Source organism: Streptomyces sp. CA-210063, assembly GCF_024612015.1.
In the GTDB taxonomy this organism is placed as follows: Bacteria; Actinomycetota; Actinomycetes; order Streptomycetales; family Streptomycetaceae; genus Streptomyces.
Window position 1 is genome coordinate 1,174,425 of the sequence record NZ_CP102512.1, and the last position, 17,642, is coordinate 1,192,066.

At 69.5% G+C, this 17,642-nt stretch carries 13 protein-coding genes; 6 read left to right on the forward strand and 7 right to left on the reverse strand.

Annotated elements, in window-relative coordinates; translation table 11 throughout:
• Positions 1-135 precede the first annotated feature (135 nt).
• The 6 genes from purU to JIX56_RS05160 form a co-directional block, all read right to left on the reverse strand.
• Positions 136-1,044 (reverse strand): formyltetrahydrofolate deformylase, encoded by a 909-nt coding sequence (gene purU / locus JIX56_RS05135; protein ID WP_257537570.1) that lies wholly within the window; start codon positions 1,042-1,044, stop codon positions 136-138.
• The gene (locus JIX56_RS05140) at positions 1,041-1,913 is read right to left on the reverse strand and encodes a methylenetetrahydrofolate reductase (protein ID WP_257537571.1); all 873 of its coding nucleotides are present in this window, start codon (positions 1,911-1,913) and stop codon (positions 1,041-1,043) included. Before JIX56_RS05140 ends, purU begins: the two co-directional genes overlap by 4 nt.
• A 167-nt stretch (positions 1,914-2,080) precedes the next feature.
• The gene (locus JIX56_RS05145) at positions 2,081-3,427 is read right to left on the reverse strand and encodes an aminomethyl transferase family protein (RefSeq protein WP_257537572.1); all 1,347 of its coding nucleotides are present in this window, start codon (positions 3,425-3,427) and stop codon (positions 2,081-2,083) included.
• A 91-nt stretch (positions 3,428-3,518) separates the two neighbouring features.
• A complete protein-coding gene (folP, locus tag JIX56_RS05150) occupies positions 3,519-4,334 on the reverse strand; it encodes a dihydropteroate synthase (protein WP_257537573.1) in 816 nt (271 codons plus the stop codon).
• Positions 4,335-5,048: 714 nt separating this feature from the next.
• Complete coding sequence (locus JIX56_RS05155) at positions 5,049-6,017, reverse strand: Lrp/AsnC family transcriptional regulator (RefSeq protein ID WP_257537574.1); 969 nt, start codon at positions 6,015-6,017, stop codon at positions 5,049-5,051.
• 248 nt (positions 6,018-6,265) lie between these two features.
• A complete protein-coding gene (locus tag JIX56_RS05160; RefSeq protein WP_443031783.1) occupies positions 6,266-7,864 on the reverse strand; it encodes an MFS transporter in 1,599 nt (532 codons plus the stop codon).
• Between the two features lie 274 nt (positions 7,865-8,138).
• Between JIX56_RS05160 and JIX56_RS05165 the strand changes: the two genes are divergently transcribed.
• The 6 genes from JIX56_RS05165 (at position 8,139) to JIX56_RS05190 (ending at position 16,452) form a co-directional block, all read left to right on the forward strand.
• On the forward strand, positions 8,139-9,071 hold the full coding sequence (locus JIX56_RS05165; RefSeq protein ID WP_257537575.1) for a LacI family DNA-binding transcriptional regulator: 933 nt from the start codon (positions 8,139-8,141) through the stop codon (positions 9,069-9,071).
• A gap of 1,631 nt (positions 9,072-10,702) precedes the next feature.
• The gene (locus tag JIX56_RS05170) at positions 10,703-12,049 is read left to right on the forward strand and encodes an aminomethyl transferase family protein (protein ID WP_257537576.1); all 1,347 of its coding nucleotides are present in this window, start codon (positions 10,703-10,705) and stop codon (positions 12,047-12,049) included.
• Positions 12,050-12,129: 80 nt separating this feature from the next.
• Positions 12,130-12,735 carry a GTP cyclohydrolase I FolE gene (gene folE / locus JIX56_RS05175; RefSeq protein WP_257537577.1) on the forward strand — a complete coding sequence of 202 codons (606 nt, stop codon included), beginning with the start codon at positions 12,130-12,132 and terminating at the stop codon, positions 12,733-12,735.
• A 562-nt stretch (positions 12,736-13,297) separates the two neighbouring features.
• Positions 13,298-14,209 (forward strand): LysR family transcriptional regulator, encoded by a 912-nt coding sequence (locus JIX56_RS05180; RefSeq protein WP_257550745.1) that lies wholly within the window; start codon positions 13,298-13,300, stop codon positions 14,207-14,209.
• A gap of 203 nt (positions 14,210-14,412) precedes the next feature.
• Positions 14,413-15,570: an MBL fold metallo-hydrolase gene (locus JIX56_RS05185; RefSeq protein WP_257537578.1), complete on the forward strand. Its 1,158-nt coding sequence runs from the start codon at positions 14,413-14,415 to the stop codon at positions 15,568-15,570.
• A 54-nt stretch (positions 15,571-15,624) separates the two neighbouring features.
• The gene (locus tag JIX56_RS05190; RefSeq protein ID WP_257537579.1) at positions 15,625-16,452 is read left to right on the forward strand and encodes a siderophore-interacting protein; all 828 of its coding nucleotides are present in this window, start codon (positions 15,625-15,627) and stop codon (positions 16,450-16,452) included.
• 121 nt (positions 16,453-16,573) lie between these two features.
• Here the strand turns inward: JIX56_RS05190 and JIX56_RS05195 are convergent, their stop codons facing one another.
• Positions 16,574-17,635 (reverse strand): Ldh family oxidoreductase, encoded by a 1,062-nt coding sequence (locus JIX56_RS05195; protein WP_257537580.1) that lies wholly within the window; start codon positions 17,633-17,635, stop codon positions 16,574-16,576.
• Between the last annotated feature and the right edge of the window lie 7 nt (positions 17,636-17,642).

The following is a 17,642-nucleotide window of genomic DNA, read 5'->3' on the forward strand; positions in this document are numbered from 1 at the left end:
GAGTTGAGCATCGGAGCGGACCGTGCGGGAGTCCGCTGCTTCCGCCGCCCCGGTGGCCTGTGTTCCGGCGCACGACAAGACCACCTGTCCCTGTTCCGGGCGGTTTCCCTGTCGGGTACGGGGGTGAACTGTGATTCAGGTGAAGACGATGGTGTGGTTGCCGTTGCGGATGACGCGGTCCTCGGCGTGCCAGAGCACCGCGCGGGAGAGGACGGCTCGTTCCACGTCGGCGCCGCGGCGGGTGAGGTCGGCGGCGGTGTCGGCGTGGCTGACGCGTACGACGTCCTGCTCGATGATCGGTCCCTCGTCGAGGTCCTCGGTGACGTAATGGGCGGTGGCACCGACCAGCTTCACGCCGCGTTCCTTGGCCTTGGCGTACGGGCCGGCACCGATGAACGCGGGGAGGAAGGAGTGGTGGATGTTGATGATCGGGACGCCGACCTTCTCGATGAAGTCGCCGGAGAGGATCTGCATGTAGCGGGCGAGGACCACGAAGTCGACGTTGTCCTTGAGCAGCCGCAGGTGCTCGGCCTCGGCCGCCGACTTGTCCGGGCCCATGGAGGGGACGTGGAAGAACGGGATGCCGAAACTGCGCACCTCCTCGGCGACGTCGGGGTGGTTGGAGATCACCATGGGGATGCTGACCGGGAGTTGGCCCTGGCGGTGGCGCCAGAGCAGGTCGAGCAGGCAGTGGTCGGACCTGGAGGCGAAGATGGCCACGCGCTTGGGCACCGAAAGATCCCGCAGCGTGTAGGTGAGGCCGTACTTCTTCACCAGTTCCTCGTCGAAGTCGGCACGCAGCGCAGGCAGGGCTGCCTGCAGGCCGTCCAGGCCGAAGACGGTGCGCTGGAAGAAGGCACCGCCCTGCGGGTTGTCCGAGTACTGGTCGAGGGAGACGATGTTCGCGGCGTGCCGGCTGAGGACCGAGGTCACCGCCGCGACGATGCCGGTGGCGTCGGCGCCCTGGACGATCAACGACGCCTGGTGGTCCGTCCCCCGGTTATTACTGGGGGTGGCAGCCGGTGCGGCCTGGGTGACCGTCATGCGAGAGATTCCTTCCTGGAAGCGGCGATCCATTCGGAGGTGGCCTTCAGCCCGCCGAACGTGTAGAAGTGGATCTTCACTTCGCCATGTCGTACCGGGTCATAGCCCTCGGCCAGGGCGCGCAGGAACTTGTCCGGCCCGGCCGTGCCCATGAGGTTGGTGATCGACAGGCCGTACTTCTTGGCTATGGAGGCGCTGGTGCCCACGCCGAACCGGGCGGCGTAGGACATCAGGCGTCGTACTCCGGCCGGGCCAGGGACGCCGATGCGGACAGGGAGCGTGATGCCCTGGCCGCGGGCCCGCTCGATCCAGGCGAGGACGGGGTCGACGTCGAAGCCGAACTGGGTGATGACGCTGCCGTCGAGGCCCTGCGCGGCGATGGCCGCGCTCTTGTCCCGCAGCGCCGCCCACAGCACCTCCGCGCTGATGGCCGGGTGGCCTTCCGGGTAGCCGCTGATGCCGACGTGCCTGACGCCATATTCGGGCAGGAGGCCCGACTCGATCAGGGAGAGGGAGTCCTCGTAAGGGCCTTCGGGACGGGTGGGGTCACCGCCGACGGTGAAGACGTCGGCGCCGGTCCCGTCCGCCTGGAGCCCGCCGAGGAACTGTTCGAAGTCGGCCCGGGAGCCGAGGCGGCGGGCGGAGATGTGCGGCACCGGTACGAAGCCGAGACGCTTGACCGCGCGGGCGGCGTCCAGCCGCAGCTGCAGGTTTTCGTTGCCGAGGAAGGTGACGTTGATCCGGGTGCCCTGCGGGATGAGGCTGCTGGCCTCCTCCAGCTTGGGCACGTCCTTGCCGGTCATTTCCAGGGAGAAGTCTTCCAACAGCGATGTGCTCACGGCTGTGGGAGCTGTGCTGACGGGGTTCATCGTGCTCCAGGTCGAGACGGGGGCGCGGTGCTGGATGGTCCGGCCGTCCGGCCGCCGACATGTCGAGGCCGACGGCTGGACGGCAGAGGGCCGGACGGCGGGTGTTCGCTTTCCGGTTCCGGCCGGCCACAGCGCGGGGCCGGCCGGACCGGGGCGGTCGGCGTGGGTCACGGGTTGCGGCGGTACTCGGTGCGGGCGTTCCGGTCGTACGGGCTGGGCTGGACGGTGGCGCGGAGGCGCGGGAACCCGAGGTCGGCCTCGGGGTGGGTACCGGTACCGGGGTGCTCGCCCCAGACCACCGTCACCTCGGTGCCGGGCACGGCGTGCGCGGCACCGATCAGTGTTTGCGACAGGAGGGTGCCGACGGGGTCGATGGACGCCGTCTGCATGGTGGTGCCGACCAGGCCCGCGGAGGTCTCCACCCGGTGGCGTGCGTAGCTGAGGACAAAGCCCGGGTCCTCTCCTCCGCCGATCACCCGGCGTACGTCGTCCGGGTCGAAGATGAGGGTCACCTTCTTGCGCAGGCTCTCGTCGTCCTTGGCCTTGAGCAGGGCGTCGCGACCGTAGAAGTCGTGGCCGAAGTGGATCATCTTCCCGTAGCCCAGCTCGTACGGGGAGACGTAGTGGTTCTCGATGTTCTCCGAGAAGAAGCTGCCGTTCAGCGGGCGCTTGCCCTCGATGCCGAACAGCGGGAGCCACTTGCGGTACTCCGCCAGCTCGGGATCGGTGTAGATGCCGGGCACCGGCGAGGGGATCCAGCCGCTCTCCACGCTCGGCGTCGCGTACGCCAGGGCGCCGACCTGCACCAGACCGAAAGGCTCACCGGCCTTCAGGAATGCCTCGTGCACGTAACCGGCGTGCTCCCAGGGGCCGATGAACTCGTAGCCGGCCTGCCCTGCCATGCCGTGGCGCAGGGCCTTGAAGGCGCGGCCGTCCAGGGTGACCGGCGTGGAGTGGAAGAACTTCGTCGCCGGTATCGGGGCACCGAATACCTTCTCGATCAGTTCGAGCGCCAGCGGGCCCTGGATCTGGTAGCGGAACAGCCTCGGGTCACCGCCGCCGGGGCGGAACGCGGAGGACGGGTCGGTGACGAAGGCGACGTCGTAGCCGCCCTTCTCGGCGTGGTAGTGCACCCAGTGCTGGGCAGCCGGAATGCCGCTGAGCAGATAAGCGTTCTCAGCCTCCCGGGAGAGGATGCCGTCGGTGACGATGTGGCCGTGGCGGGTCACCGGCACATACTGCTTGGCCTGGCCGATCGCGAACTTCTCGAAGTTGTTGGCACCGTAGTCGGACAGAACACGCGTGGCGTCGGGGCCCTCGATCCACATGTCGTACATGTGGTGGGACAGGTTCAGCAGGGCGACGCCCTCGTGCCAGGCCGCCTGCTCCTGGCGCCAACCGACGTACTCGCGTTCGACCACCTCGGGCGTCCACGGCTCGGCGCCCGGCTTCCACAGCAGGTCGATGGGCGAACCGGCCTTGTCGATGCCGTCCTGAAGGCTGGGGGTTGTCATGCGGCTCCTTCTTTGAAGATGGTCCATCCCGTAACTAAATCGATCTAGTACTCGTGCCGAACATTTCTCGCCAGACGTCCGGCCACTCGCTTCACGCGGCCGACAGGGCTCGGCCGCCACCGGTCAAGGCCGCGGCCATGCACACCGCATGGAGGCTCGAGCGGACATCGTGCACGCGCACGCACGCCACCCCGGCGGCTGCCGCGAGCGCGGACACGGCGGCCGTCGCGACGTCCCTGCCATGAGGTGCGGACACACCATCCGTACAGCCGCTCAGGACCTCCCCGATGAAACGCTTCCGGGAGGCGCCCACGAGGACCGGGAAGCCTGCGGCCTGCAAGGCCTGCAGGTTCGCGAGGATCCGCCAGTCATGGCCGGCATTCTTGGCGAAGCCGAGGCCGGGGTCGAGGATGATGCGCCCGGGGGCCACCCCGGCGGCGGTGAGCGCGTCCACACGCGCCAGAAGCTCGGAGACGACCTCGCCCACCACATCGCCGTAGATCGCATGGCGGTCCATCTCGCGGCTCGGCGCCCGCCAGTGCGCGGCGATGTAAGGAACTCCCGCCGCAGCGACAGTGGCCGCCATGGCCGGGTCGGCGAGGCCCCCGCTGACGTCGTTGACCAGGCATGCCCCGGCTTCTACCGCGGCCTGCGCGACCTCGGCGTGCATGGTGTCCACACTGACGGGCACCCCGGCACACACCAGTTCCCGCACCACGGGGACCACGCGGGACAGTTCCTCCTCGACCGGGACCGGTTCGGCTCCCGGCCGCGTGGACTCCCCGCCCACGTCGACGAGGTCGGCGCCCTCTCGGGCCATCCGCAGACCGTGCTGGACGGCCCGCCGGGTGACGACGTACAGGCCGCCGTCGGAGAAAGAGTCCGGAGTCACATTGAGGATGCCCATCACGAGGCATCTTCCGGGCTGCGGGAGACTGTCGGGAAGTCCGGGTGACAGTCGCACGGCGGACCGGGGTTCCATGTCGATCACGTGCAGGGACCTCCTCCGCCGCAGGCCGACGGCCCGCGCGCTGGAAGCTAAATCAATACGGCAGACATGTTACAGAGGATTGCTAAATCGATCTAGTGAGTGTCGTTATTTTTTGCCGTCCGCCCTCATGGGAGGTAGGGCAGGCCGTGGGAGCAGCGTTCATGACCGTTCAGTGCGCTGCGCCGCCACATGCCCTTGGGGTTTGGGACCGGACATCTCCCTGGTGAGTGACCACCTCACGGCCGGGTTCCGCGCGCAAGTGAGCAACGACGTAGCCGGCGGCCAGAGAGATGCTGTCGCGCACGATGCCCATGGGTAGCAGGGAGCGCGTCTCGGCGACGGCGTCGTGGTCGCCCGCGCGGATCACCACGTGGGCCTCGGGTGCGACGCCGTGCGCGGCGAGGGCGGCGGCGACGTTGTCCCACCCGTCCCATGCCGACGACGATGACGTGGCCGGAGCGGGGCAACGTGCGGGGGCCGACCAGTCCGACCGCAGAGCGAGAGTCGTGTCGTCGCCGCCGCGACGTGTCGAGCGTAAGGGCGGAAGGGGCTACGCGGGCCGCAATGTCACGTTGCGCACGGCGAGGGGCGCCGGGCCGGTCCGCCCAGGAACGGACGCCGGTGGGTGCGTCAGCGGCGGGGATCGTAGGTGAGGGTCTTGACCTGGCGCAGGGTGGGGACGGCTTCGACGGCCCGTACCCCCTTTATCGAGCCGGCCCGGTCGGCCAGGTAGGCGAACAGCTCCTCCGTGGTGCGGCACAGCACCGAGACCACGACGTTGGCTTGGCCGCTGACCGCCGCGGCGAAGCGTACTTCACGGTGGTCCGCGAGGGCCTGCCCGACCGGGCGCAGCCGTGTGGGCTCGACCGTCAGCCAGAGCACCGCCTCGGTACCGTGGCCGAACGGCTCGTGGTCGTACTCGATGTCGAAGTACAGGACCCCCGTCCTGCGGAGACCTCTCACCCGGCGCTTGACGACGGACTCGGTCTGGCCGGTCGCCGTCGCGAGGTCGGTGACCGTCGTCCGCCCGTCGTGGCGCAGCAGCTCCAGCAGAGTCTCGTCGAGGGGATCCAGGACGACAGGTTCCGCGACCGTCTCGGGCGGAGCCTGCCGCAGAGCGGCCTCTTGCGCCGGGTCCAAAGCGTCAATCTTGTTCAGCCAGCCGAGCGGTCCGCCGTAGAAGTGGTGCAGGACGCTGTAGGCGTCGACCGAAGTGACGCGGCGGGTGCGCGGGATACGGTCCAGGAGCAGTTCGTCGCGGTCCTGGACGCTGCGCGGCCTCATCGCGCACATCACCTCGGTACCACCGGACATCAGCCCGATGTACGAGGTGTCGGGCCGGCGGGCGAGGGCGTCGGCCAGTGGTTCCGCGGCATCGGGGTTGCAGCGCAGCCGCACGATCCAGTTGGTGCGTCCCAGCCTGCTGTGGTCGGCCATCCCGAGCACCCTGAGTCGCGCCTCGGTCCGCAGCCGCCGGTAGCGGCGGGCGACCGTCTGGTCCGAGACGCCGAGGACTTCGGCGATCCGGCTGAAGGGCGCCCGGCCGTCCAGCTGCAGGGCCTGGAGCAGGCGCAGATCGAGGGCGTCGGGCCTATACACGTGTCCGCCTTTCCTGAGGAACGCACCTGCCTGCAGGGCAGGTTCACACGGAGCGGCGTGTCCCCTCGCGGTCGACACGCACGGCTGTGTCCCTGGCCCTCGATCGTGAGGGCCAGGGACTTGCGCGCCGGTGCCGTCCCCGTCCCCCCCGGGAAGGCCCGGCGTCGCCCCGCTCCTCCTCTGGGGGCGGGGCGACGGCGCGCGTACCTCTGCGTGCAGCCGTCAGCGGGGCCGCAGAGGAGGTACCGCTACTTCGGGTCGGCCGCCACCATGGGGCGCGTACGCTGCATGCCGCCGGAGGCGACCGTTCCGGAGGGGCGGCCGGTCCCCGCCGGCCGTAGCAGCCAGGCAGCCAGCGCGGCACCGCAGAGCATGACGATCGCCGACACCAGCAAGCACAGCTGGAGTCCGTCCAGGAAGGACTGGGACAGGGCGTGCAGCGCGGGCCCGGTGTCGCGGCCCAGCGGCAGGCCCGCGACGGCGCCGAGGCCGTCGGCGTCGGCGGCATCCAGGATCTGCCGGCCGACCGAGTCCTTCAGTCCGGCTGCGGCGAGGTGGTCGGGCAGCGTGCCGACCGCCTTCCCGGTCAGCAGCGCGCCCATGATGGCGGGACCCAGAGCGCCGCCGAGCTGCCGGAAAGCGTTGTTGCCCGCCGCCGCCATCCCCGCCTGGTGGTGCGGCACCGAGGACACGGCGGTAGCGGTGATGCACGGGAAGGCCAGACCGAGACCGAGGCCGAGCAGGGCCAGCCGCCAGGCCAGCGCCCCGTACGACGTGTCGATCCCGACGTTCATCAGCGCGAACAGCGCCGCGGCCGTGATGACCAGACCGCCGCTGATCAGCACGCGCGGCGACACGTACCGCATCAGCCGGGCCACGCCAGCGCCCAGGATCATCGGCAGCGCGGTGATCGTCACCAGCCGCAAGCCCGCCTCCAGGGTGCTGAGCTGCTGCACCATGCCCAGGTAGAGGCTGAGGATGAAGAAGAAGCCGATCAGCCCGAGGAAGCTGATCATGACGACCAGAGCCGAGCCGGTGAAGGCGGCGCTGCGGAACAGCGTGAGATCCAGCATCGGGCTCGGGCTGCGCCGCTCGCACACGACGAACGCCAGGACGGAGCAGACCGCGACCACCAGGGCGACGATCACCTGGACGTCGCCGAAGGAGCCGTCTCCGCCCTCGATGACGCCGTACACCAGGGCGACGATCGTCAGGGCGGCGGTGATCTGGCCCGGCCAGTCCAACGTCCGCTGCACAGGGGACCTGGACTCGGTGAGAAGGCGGCCGGCGATCACCATCGTGACGAGGGACAGCGGAATGGGCAGCAGGTAGATCCAGCGCCACGCGGCGTGCTCGACGATGACACCGGCGATGAGCGGGCCCACGGCCAGTGAGCCCATCATCGACGTCGTCCACAGACCGATGTACTTGCCCCGCTCACGCGGGTCGGGGACGGCGTGGCTGATGAGCGCCAGCGTCATCGGCAGCAGGGCAGCGGCGCCGACGCCCAGGAGTGCCTGGCCGACCCACACCTGGGCGATGGACTGTGCGGACAGGCCGACCGCGGCCCCGAGTGCGCAGAACCCGAGACCGGCCTGGAAGACCTTCTTCCGCCCGTGGACGTCACCGAACACCCCGGCGGTCAGGATCAGCGCGGCCACCGGCAGGACGAACGCGGTGGTCACCCAAGACAAATCGGCCGTCGACGCGTCCAGCGCCCGCTGGATCACCGGAAGACTCACCGAGACCGTGGTCACCGGGAGGTAGCTGACAAACACCCCCAGACAGGCCATGACCAGCGTCGCCGTACGCCGGTCACGTCGCTCCTCCATCAATGCTGCACTCACTCCAGGCTCCTTCGCGACCGCAGTCGGGTCGCCATCGTCGAATGACCTGGGAACTATGGGGCCGTTCGGGCGGGCGAGGCGAGCCAGACAGTGGCCGAAGCCCGAATCCGACAGAACCGACGCCTCCGGTCTCGGAAAGTTCCAATCCTCGTGCATGGGGGCGCTGTCAGATCAGTGGGGTTGCCCGGGCACCACTGCCGGCCACGTCCCTAGAATGGCGGTGCGCCGTCCCGGACGGGGTGTGCGGTGCACAGACCGCATCGGAGCAGGGGTGATGAGCATTTCCGGAAGAGTCACGCTGAACGACGTGGCGGCGGCCAGCGGAGTCTCCCGTGCCACCGTCAGCTTCGTCCTCAACGACGACCCGCGACAGACGATCTCCGCCGCCACACGCGACCGGGTCAAGCAGGCCGCCCGCGACCTCGGATACGTGCCGCACGGGGTGGCCAGGGCACTGCGCGAGGGATCATCCCGCGTCGTCGTCCTGAACATCGAAGCGGGCATGGAGGGTGCGTACTCCCGTAGCTTCGTCCGCGGACTCGACTCCGAACTCGCCGCCCACAACCACGTTCTGCTGGTCCGGCACGGTCACCACACCCCTCAGTCCATCCAGGAGGTCCTCGACGCCATCGCCCCCCGCGCCATCATCCGCTTCGGCGAGACCTACCTCACCGGCCACGAACTCGAAGACGTCGGCGGAGGCTGGCGCGACGGCCTCGCCGCACACTCCGCGCTGCAACTGCGTCATCTGGTGGAGCACGGCCACACCCATGTCGCCGTGGCGCTGCCGGACACCGAATCACCGCTGGCCGCGGCCCGGCTGAAGTTCACCGGGCACGCCGCGCAGAACCTGAACATCCCCGTCCCGGACTCCTTCGTCACCCCGCTGGACCGGGCCGCCTGCGCGGAAGCCGTCGAGGCGCTCCTCGCCGGCGCTCCCGAGGTCACCGCGATCGCCGGATTCAACGACGACGTCGCCCTGCGCGTGCTCATGGCCCTGCGCGACCTCGGCCGCGGCATTCCGGACGAGATCGCCGTCATCGGCTTCGACGACAACGGGTACGGCGCCTACGCCACCCCCTCCTTGACCACCATCCACGTCGACGCCCAAGCCCACGGCAGACTCCGCGCGCGCCTCGCCCTGGGCCTCGACACCAGCGGTCTCCGCCCACCGCCCGCACGAGTCGTCGCCCGGGAGTCGGTCTGACCGGCACCGCTTCGGGCGCCGTCTCCTCGTCGGGGCACAGCGAGTGGGGCGGCACGTCCTTCTCGACGCGCACCGGGGGGCCGAGCCAACGGATCCGGTGACCAGAGCGCCATCCTTCGCGCGACCGCCATCCTTCTCGGCGCGTACGCTCGCGGTCCGAACCTTCAGGGCGCGACAAGCTGGTCGACGACCCCGGCGACCGCCTTCCCTGGGACCCATTCGAGGTCCTTCTGCCCTGTCCGTCCGTCCGATGGCTTCCAGCAGTGCCCGCGCCGCGACGGAGGCGGGTTCGCGCCGCAGGACCCGTGCGCACGTGAGCGAACAGCGAGGCCACGGAGTCGGTCTCCACCCGGGCCGCACCGGGGTACCAGCCCAGGCGAAGACCGCGTCGAGGACCCGCCGTCCCAACATCCTGGGGTGCAGCAGACACAACGACTGCCGGGCCGCCTCCTCCCACGGCGCCTGCGACCGCTGCTCCTGGGCGGCGCCCGACTGCGTGAGCGGGACGAAGCGCTCACGGTACAGGGGACGGAAGGTGAATGCGCCCGCTGCCGCGCAGAACGCCTGCGTCAACAGGGAGACAGACAGCAGTCGACGCCGTCGGTACCGACCCGAGACGCAGCTGCCCGGTCATGCCGCTGCGCAGCGCACGAACCTCCTCCTCCATCGCCTCACGGTCGGCGAGGATGCGCTTGGCCCACAGCACGATCCGCTCACCCTCCGGGGTGCCCTTCGTACCTGCGGGTACGGCGCACCAGCGGCACGCGCCGTTCCTCTTCGAGCTTGCGTCCAAGGTGGTCGTGGTCCGACTGAAGCCGTCCCGGGACCGGCCGGCTGACGAACCCTCACAGGCCGAGAGCCACTGATCGCCAGGCAGTCGCGGCCCCGCCGCCCGGCGGTGCGCCCCGTGAAGGCCGAGCGCGCGAAGCGGGGGCCCGGCGGAGCCGGGCTGTCGACCGGTCCTGGGCAGTATGTCCTGCGTGGCAGCATTGAACATGCCCGGCTGGTCGGCGACATGGTGACGTTCTCCGGCAACCCGTCGACAAACCGGAGGTGAACAGATCCGAAGCGGCGCTCGGAGCGCCGACAATGACGCCGCCTGAGCCCTCGCACGTTCGGCGTCCTCGCCACCCGGTCCGCGTCAAGGCGGCACGCGCAATGCTGCGAGTTGACGGTGGTCAGTTCGGCACCGCCCGCCTTGGCCGCGCCGCCTTTCCAGACATCTGTGGAACTCGGTGTGCAAACTCATGCCTTGGAGGGCGGGCCACCCCTACGCGGCGTGCAAGTTAAGCCTTCGCTGCGCGGGGGCAGCGCAATCCGTGCAGGTCAGATGGTATATGACCGGCGAAGTGTGAGGTGCGGCGCCGACTGTTGGCGGCCGCGCGATTGCCGTACGACGCAGATGTCTTGTGACCCATCAGAGCGGTACCGTACCGTACAGTTCCCCACGCCGACGTAGGCACTCGCCGTCGGCGTGCCTTCCCGGGCGTGAGCTGCGCACACGTCAGCCGGACGCCACCCGAGCCGTGGCGCTCACGACACCGGGCGCTCCACCAGCCGGTCGAGCCGCACAGCAACGGCCGCCGCCTTGCCGCCTCTCAAGCGCACCGCGCGACGACATGGAGACTCCGATGGCAAACCTCGAAGACCAGATCCAGGCGAGCGGAAGCCCGCTGTCCCTCCTCCGCAGCGGCCGCTCCGGCGCCTACCCCTTCCCGATCCGGGCCGAGTTCACCAACTGGCGTGACGAGCAGGAGGCGTGGCGCACCTCGGCGGCGCTGATGGATCTGTCCCACCACATGACCGACCTGACGGTCGAGGGCCCGGACTGCTACCGACTGCTGTCGGACGTCGGCGCCAACACCTTCGCGGGCTTCGGGCCGATGAAGGCCAAGCAGTTCATCGCCGTCAACCACGACGGCTACATGGTCGGCGACTGCATCCTGTTCTGCCTGGCCGACAACCTCGTGCGTCTCGTGGGACGGCCCCCGGCTCTCAACTGGGTCCAGTTCCACGCCGAGACCGGCGGCTACGACGTCACCCTCCGCCGCGACGAGCGCACCGCACAGAACCCGAACGGCCGCGAGTTCTTCCGCCTCCAGCTCCAGGGCCCGCACGCCGCGGCCATCTTCGAGAAGGTCAACGGCGGCCCCATGCCCGACATCCCTTTCTTCTCCATGGGCAAGTTCCACATCGGCAAGCACGAGGTCACCGCCCTCAACCACCGCATGTCCGGCTTCCCCGGTCTGGAGTTCTTCGGACCCTACGAGCACATCGACGACGTCCGCGACACCATCCTGGAGGTCGGCGAGCCCTTCGGTGTCCGCCAGGTCGGCGCCCGCGCCTACGCGTCGGTGGCCACGGAGTCCGGCTGGATCGCCAACACCGTCCCCGCGGTTTACTCCGACGACAAGATGAAGCCATACCGCGAGTGGCTCAACGCCAGGAGCTTCGAGGCCAATCTCTCCCTCGGCGGCAGCTTCAGTCCGGACCGGATCGACGACTACTACGTCACCCCTTGGGACCTCGGCTATGGCCACATCCTCAAGTTCGACCACGACTTCGTCGGCCGCGATGCCCTGGAGCGGATGCGCGGGCAGAAGCACCGTAAGAAGGCCTGGCTGTCCTGGCACCGCGACGACGTCGCCCGGATCTTCGCCAGCCAGTACGAGCAAGGCGAGCGTCGCTTCAAGTACATAGAGATGCCCGCGGCCTTCTACGCCGCCTCACAGGTCGACCGCGTCGAGAAGAACGGCCGCCTCGTCGGCCTGTCGACCCTGTGCAGCTACACCGCCAACGTCCGCGGCTGGATCTCCGTCTGCATGATCGACGAGGACGAAGTCACCTACGGCCAACAGGTCGAGTTGGTGTGGGGCGAGCCCAACGGCGGCTCCGCCAACCCCACGGTGGAACGGCACTCCCAGACGACAATCCGCGCCACCGTCTCCCGCAGGCCCTTCGCCACCGACAAGCGCTGAAGGCGCCGGGCGGATCAACGGGAAGACGGCCTGCGCCTGTTGATCCGCCCTCGCACACCAAGCGCAGAGACGAGACACGCATGACCGACCTCGTAGTGCCACCCGTCGTCCGTCGGACCGGCGAGTTCGACGCCGCGCGGGCCGAGTACGCCATTCGGGAGCTGCTCATCGCCGTCGGCGAAGACCCGGACCGCGAAGGACTGCGCGCCACCCCGGGGCGCGTGGCACGGGCGTACCGAGAACTCCTGGCCGGGCTGCAGCAGGAACCCGAGGACGTTCTGACCACGACCTTCGACCTCAGCCACGACGAGATGGTGCTCGTCAAGGACATAGAGATCGTCAGCCTCTGTGAGCACCATCTTCTGCCGTTCCGCGGCGTGGCCCACATCGGCTACATACCCGCCGAGCACGGCAGGATCACCGGGCTGTCCAAACTGGCCCGTCTGGTGGAGGTGTACGCACGCCGCCTGCAGGTCCAGGAACGGCTCACCGGACAGGTCGCCGACGCCCTGATGCGCATTCTCGAAGCGCGCGGCGCGATCGTGGTCGTCGAAGCGGAGCACATGTGCATGTCGGCCCGCGGCATCCGCAAGCCCGGCGCCCGGACGACGACGTCCGCCGTGCGCGGGCAGCTGCGCAGACCGGCGACGCGCGCCGAGGCGATGAGCCTGATCCTGGCGCGCTGACCGATTACCGGGCACACGGCGACGCATTACGCGGCTTCCCCCATGAGACCTGGTTACGGCATGTTGCAGTTCAGTCCTCCTCGACGTCCGATCGTCAGCGCCGGACTCACCGTCTCCGCAGGCGTGTGACTCGTCTGCGGCATGGCGGCCAGCACCGCTGCGGCGATCACGAGCCGCGCATGCGGAGCGTCGGGGGCGCGCTGCTCGCAGAGGCCACGCCGCCAGCGGCGAGAACGTCTGTCCCGCCGAGTTCGAGGAGTAAATCCTTGCCCGCCCCGGCACCGTGGCGTGTGCGGTCATCGTTGCGCCGGACGGCAAGCGGGGCGAGGTGTCACACGCGGCCGTCGTGCCCTGCCTGACCGCCATGGACGCAGTCGGGTCGGCCCCGGCCGGTAGCCCCGGCCTACTGGACCTGCGCCGTTCCGACTCTCGCCCGAGGCAAGAGCCTTCTGCTAGCGTTAACTAAATCGATCTAGCATGGCCGCTCCAGCAGCTCCGCCAGCACCCCATGTCTCACACGGCCGGAGGGACACCGAACCGTGGCCGACTGGAGGAAAATTTCATGGACCGCATACTCCTGATGCGCAGCTTCGTCACCGTCGCGCAGCTCGGCAGTTTCAACGGCGCTGCCCGAGCGCTGAACTCGTCAGGCTCCCTCGTGTCACGTCACGTGGCGGAACTGGAACGGCAGATCGGTGTCCGCCTCGTCAACCGCACGTCCCGCTCCGTCAGCCTGACCGAAACGGGCATGCGCTACTCCCAGTTCGCCGCCCGGATCCTCGCCGAAATCGAGGCGGAGGATGCTCTCATCGGGCACCTGCACGACCGGGCGGAAGGCCCCCTGAATGTCGTGTGCCCGAAATGGATCGGCAGCCTTGACGTCGGGGACGCCATCGCCGCCTTCGCTGCCGCACATCCGAAGATCGCCGTGCGATTCGAACTGGGGGGCCTGTCGGAGCGTACCTACGACTTCCTGGACAGCGGTTTCGACGTCGCGCTGCACACGCGGGACCTGAGGGATTCCCGGGTACATCTCAAGAAGATCGCGTCTCTTCCCTTCGTCCTGTGCGCCTCCGAGGACTACGTCAAACGCCACGGTGACATCGACCATCCCGGCGACCTGGCCGACCACGACTGCCTGGTGCACGTGAACGAGCCCGTGTGGCGTCTCGGGCACGGATCGAGCTCCAGCTTGCACAAGATCCGCAATGTGGCCTTCTCCTCGAACTCGTACATCGCCCTACAGAAGGCCGCCGTCCAGGGCCGGGGCATCGCCCTGCTCCCTCAGCGGTCGGCGTACGAGGACCTGGTCTCCGGAGCACTGCGGGTCCAGCTCCCCGCGGTACCCGTTCCTGATCGCCCGCTGTACGCGGTCTATGGCCCCGGCCAGACAGTGCCGCGAAAGATCACCATTCTGATCGAATTCCTTTCACGGTGGTTCAAGGAGAACCCGATCCCAACGATCCGGACGTAAGGGGCTGCGGCACGCGCACAAGGAAGGACACCGCCAACTTAGGTTGCACCCCGTGCCCTCCCCCTCGTGCACGACGACGGGCAGCATCCGGCCAATGATCGCGGTCGTACCGCGCGGCGACAGGACGACGACCTGGTCCGTTCCCGCGGGTCGCGCTCCGACCGCCCCGATCACGTCCTGCACATCGCAGAGGAGCGCTCACCATGTGCCAGACCGACCAGCCGACACAAGACGTGCAGACCGACCAGCCGCAGCACGACGTGCGGCATACGTCCCGCAGAACGGTACTGGGCGCGGTGGCGGCCTCTGCCGTCGGCGCCGCGCCGCTGCTCGCGGCGGCACCCGCTGCGGCCGCACCCGTCTCCGGCGCGGGTCTGTCACTCGTCCTGCTCGGCACCAACAGCGGACCGCCGCCGCTGGCGGGCCGGTACGGCATCTCGTCGGCGCTCATGGTGAACGGTAGGACATATGTCGTCGATTGCGGCCGCGGAGCAGTGACCCAGTACCTGCGCGCCGGCCTCTCCATGCCGTCGCTGGCGGGCATCTTCCTCACCCACCTGCACGCCGACCACATCGTCGATTACTACTCCTTCCCCCTGCTGTCCGCCGGGGCATCCGGCGGGCAGGGGTTCCGCACCCCCGTGTCCGTTTACGGCCCTGGTCCCGCCGGTATCCCCTCCACCGTGGCCGGCGCCCCAGGCGCCCTGCCGGGGACCGTCGAGATGACCAGGCTGGCCGGGCAGGCGTACGCCGCCCACCCCACCTTCTTCATGACCGAACACATTGGCATCGACCCGGCCACCCTGCTGAACGTCCACGACGTGCTGCCGCCGGCCGGGGTCGGCGCCTCCACGACGAACACCGCACCCGCCATGCGGCCGTTCACCGTCATGGAGAACGACGATGTCAAGGTCACCGCCGTCCTGGTCCCGCACGGCGCGGCGTTCCCCGCCTACGCCTACCGCTTCGAGACCGACCACGGCAGCGTGGTCTTCTCCGGCGACACCGCCCCCACACCCAACATCGTCACGCTCGCCCGGAACGCCGACGTCCTGGTCCATGAGGCGCTTCACCCTGAAGGGCTGGCGAGTCTGGGCCTGCCACCAGCCCTGATCGACCACATCCTGGCAACCCACACCGACGTGGCCGAACTCGGCCGGATCGCGGCCGAGGCCGAGGCCGGTGCTCTGGTGGCCACCCACCTCGGTCCGGGAGACCCGGCCGTCGTCTCCGACGGGACCTGGCGGCGCCTGCTCCGCGACAGCGCACGCCGAGCCGGCTACAGCGGCCGCATGCTTCTGGGCGCCGACCTCATGCACGTCCCGGTACGGCGCGGCAGCGCCGGACGCGGACAGACATGAGACGCGGCTTCGGCCGGTTCACCTTTCCCGGCTGTCATCAACGAAGGAGCTTCTGTGACGACCCACCTGACCGTGACGCGCGGCGAGATGCTGACACCGAACCTGCGACGTGTGTGGTTCCACAGCGAGGACCTCTCGGCCTTCGCAGAGAGTGAGTACACCGACCGCTACGTCAAGCTGGTCTTCCCGAAGCACGGAGTCCGCTACCCGGAACCGTTCGACATGCGCGCTCTGCGCCGCACGCTGCCACCCGAGGACCTGCCCGCCGTTCGCACCTACACCGCGCTCTTCCCTGATGTCGCATCCGGCACGATGGCCATCGACTTCGTGCTCCACGGCGACGAAGGAGTCGCGGGTCCCTGGGCGGCCGCGGCGGTGCCGGGGGACCAGCTCATGGCCAACGGACCGGGCGGCGGCTACCGTCCCGACCTCTCGGCCGACTGGCACCTGCTGGTGGGCGACGAGTCCGCGCTGCCGGCGATCACGGCCGCGCTGGCGGAGCTGCCGGACACCGCGGTGGCTCGAGTTGTGGCTCTGGTCGACTCACCGGCGCACGAGCCGACCCTCCCCCTCCCGCAGAACGGCGAGGTCACCTACGTCCATCGAAGCGGAACGGACGCAAAGACCCCGCTCCTGGCGGCCGTGCGGGACATGGACTGGTTGCCCGGGCGGGTGCACACGTTCGTGCACGGGGAGGCACACGAGGTCATGCACGAGCTACGGCCCCACCTTCTCACCGAACGTCGTCTGACCCGCGAGCAGGTGTCCCTCTCCGGCTACTGGCGCCGCGGACGGTCGGAGGAGGGCTTCCGCGTCTGGAAGTCCGAACTGGCCCGAGGCGAAGGAACGCGCGCTCCCGGTGCTGTAAAACGTCGCCCGTGATACGCGTGTCACCCTCGCCCGGTCCGGCGAAGAAGCAGATCAAGTACGGGGATACAGGGGGCGCCCGATGCGTGGACTCCCCCGCCCCTGCGATGCACGGCGGGCGGGGGACGGCCACTCCCTAGCTCGTGACGTGCGGCAGCGTGACGCCCAGCTTCTCGGCATGCTGCGTCAGCTCACGCCATACCTTCGGCGCCACCGGGATGCCCTTCTCGCCTCGCGTGGCGGCCACAGCCGCACTGCGCTCACCGGGGTAGTACACCCCGTCGGCGCCGTCCGCGACCGGAAGGCTTTTGAGGGTGTTCAGCGTGGCGTCGACCTCCGTGGTGAAGGCGCCGGCGTCGCCGAAGGCCGCCGGGTCGACGGCGATGAGCAAGGCGTTCTGCCGGTGCTTGCGGCCTTGAGGATCGTCCGAGTGAAAGGACGAGAAGATCGGCGCACCCACCAGCACGCTGGTCAGCAGCTCGAAGGCGAGGGACATGCCGGAGCCCTTGGCGCCGCCCAGCGGCAGCGGCATGACCGCCTTCTCCGGGTCGGTGGTGGGGGTGCCGTCCTCCGTGGCCGCCGCGCCCCCGGGCAGCGGGGTACCGCTCGCCTTGGCCTGGCGGATCTTGCCCAGCGCGATGGTGGCGGTCGCCATGTCGAGCAGCAGCGGGGCGTGGTCGCGGGCCGGTACGGCGATCGCGAGCGGGCTGGTGGCGACGGCGGCGCCCTTGACGCCGGTGTAGCCCATGTTGGGCATGCCGGCCACGAATCCGATACCGACCAGGCCCTGCTCGGCGATCTTCGACACGTAGTAGCCGATGGCGCCGGTGTGCACGGTGCGCCGTACGCCCACGGACGCGATGCCGGTGTCCCCGGCCCGCCGTACGGCCTCGTCCGCGGCGGCGCTCAGCGCCACCGGACCAGGGGCACGGTCGGCGTCGATGACAGCTGCGGCCGGGCTCGTCGACTCGGTCTTGATGTCGGCGGCGGCGTTGGCGACTCCCTTGGAGAGCAGGTCCAGGTAGGCGGGGACGCGGGCGATGCCGTGGGAGTCGACGCCGCGCAGTGCGGCCCAGACGAAGACGTCGGCGGTGGTGGCGGCGTGCTCGGCGCTCAGGCCGCCCTTCTCCAGGAGGGCGGCGGAGAAGGTGCGCAGGTCCTCGGCGGGCACCAGGACCTTGGCAGGTGAGTCGGACATGGTGGCG